General features: G+C 62.8%; 1 protein-coding gene. It reads left to right on the plus strand.

The window, feature by feature from the left end; all coding sequences use genetic code 11:
• The first annotated feature begins 80 nt into the window (after positions 1–80).
• Positions 81–1,228 (plus strand): IS3 family transposase gene (locus J1M87_RS28315; protein WP_156666315.1). Its coding sequence is split into 2 segments (ribosomal slippage): positions 81–354 and positions 354–1,228, totalling 1,149 coding nucleotides; the frame shifts between segments, so codons are not numbered across the junction.
• The last annotated feature ends 29 nt before the right edge of the window (positions 1,229–1,257 follow it).

The following is a 1,257-nucleotide window of genomic DNA, read 5'->3' on the forward strand; positions in this document are numbered from 1 at the left end:
TGGTTGGGTCCCCAGGTAGAAGTCCAGTGTCTGTGTGAGTTTCGTGTCCGAGAATGGACACAGGAGGAAATTCACGAATCATGGCACGCAGACACACCCCCGAGCAGGTCATCGCCAAAGTCCGGCAGGGCCAGAAAATGCTCAATGACGGACGCCCGATGGTCGAGGTCATCAAGGAGCTTCAGGTCACCGAGGCGACTTGGTACCGCTGGCTGAACCAGTACGGGTCCGAGAAGAACGCCGAGGCGTCCAAACGGACCAAGGAGCTGGAGAAGGAGAACGCCCGGCTCAAGCGCCTGCTGGCCGAGAAGGAACTGGCCATCGACATCCTCAACGAGGTGGCCAAGGGAAAATTCTAAGCCCCGAACCCCGCCGCCGTGCCGTGCGCATGGCGGTGGAGAAGTTCGGGGCTTCCGAACGCTTCGCGTGCGCGCTTCTGGGCCAGAACCGGTCCGCGTTCCGCAAGAAGAAGCCCGACATGGGCTTCGAGGAAATGCAGCTCCGCGCAGCCTTGCGCGCCGTCGCCGGCAAGCACCCCGCGTGGGGCTGGCGGAAGGCCCGCTGGCACCTGCTCGCCCAGCCGGAGTGGGACGGCGTGGCGCTGAACAGGAAGCGGGTACGCCGGCTCTGGCGCGACGAAGGGCTCACCTGCAAACCCAAGGCGCGGAAGAAACGCCGCACCGGGCCCGGAGCCGGGGAGCAGAAACGCCTCACAGCCGAATACCCCATGCACGTGGTCAGCTTCGACTTCCAGTCCGACGTGACTTCCTGCGGCCGGCACATCCGGTTCTTCAACGTCATCGACGAATACACCCGCACCGCGCTGGCGATCATCCCGCGCCGGTCGTTCAAGGCCGCCGACGTGGTCGCGGTGCTGGAGAACATCATCGCCGAAACCGGCACCGCCCCAACCTACGTCCGGTGCGACAACGGGCCCGAATTCACCGCTGAGGCACTGGTCACCTGGTGCAACACCGCCGGGGTCGACACCGCATTCATCGACCCGGGATCACCCTGGCAGAACGGCTTCATCGAATCCTTCAACGCCCAATTCAGAAGGGAACAACTCTCCGGAGAAATCATGGACAGCATGGCCGAAGCGAAGTATTTGGCCGAGGAATGGAAAGCTATCTACAATCATGAACGGCCCCACGGATCCCTGGACGGCATGACGCCGCAGCGCTACTGGGAAACCTGGACGCAAGAAAACCAATTAGCTATCGCATAGACGCTGGACTGCTATCGGGGGCCCAACCA

The sequence above is a fragment of the Rhodococcus sp. KRD162 genome (assembly GCF_017168335.1).
Classification (GTDB): domain Bacteria; phylum Actinomycetota; class Actinomycetes; order Mycobacteriales; family Mycobacteriaceae; genus Rhodococcoides.